Raw genomic sequence first — 653 nt, 5'->3', positions numbered from 1 at the left:
AACGTTGTTGTATAAGATTAGTTGCGTGGTTTAAGCAACTAATTTACTAGATTAATCACGAACGGCAGAAAATCCGAAGGATTTTCGCAAGTGAGCTATAACCAGCAATTAATTTTATATGGTGTTGTAACCAGTTTTTTATTTTTTTCCAATTACAAAAGTTTCATATTTAGTCCATACATTATCTGATTCTCCATCAAAAATTCTTTTGTAACACCAAGAACAAGGAAATATAGTTCCTTCATTCCAATAGAATGGATAAGAATTTTCTCCAAAATCTTTATGGTCTTTTTTAAGTATTCCTTTTCCGTGATTTTTTTCAATTACCCCAACAATATAAAGTCCAAATTCATATGAAATTCCAAGTAAGCCCTCCTCATTTCCAGTTTCTTTATAATCTTCGTGAAATTCAGACAATATACTTTCAACATTCTTAATTGAGTTTTCTGAATAATCTAAATTGTAATTATAACTTTTTCCAATTTGAAGAGCTAAACTTACCAGTTTATTTCTCAATTTTTCAAATTCCATTTCTGGTGTAATACTTTCTTGAGTTTTAGATTTAATAACCTCTTTTTCAGGTTTTTTAAAAATTGATTTTATTGATGAAATTAGTTTTTTCATTTCGCTTCTCAAATTGGTTACAACGTTTT

1 protein-coding gene is annotated in these 653 nt (G+C 28.0%); it reads right to left on the bottom strand.

Annotated features, from left to right (window positions below):
• Positions 1 to 138: 138 nt before the first annotated feature.
• Positions 139 to 653, bottom strand: a 515-nt coding sequence (locus Q0733_RS12990; protein WP_298782764.1) for a hypothetical protein, incomplete at its 5' end; no start/stop codon positions are given.

Origin of the sequence: uncultured Polaribacter sp. (assembly GCF_947500975.1) — a bacterium.
Taxonomy (GTDB): Bacteria; Bacteroidota; Bacteroidia; order Flavobacteriales; family Flavobacteriaceae; genus Polaribacter.
Note: the sequence above shows the minus strand (reverse complement) of the source record. Positions and strands in the feature narration are given on the sequence as shown.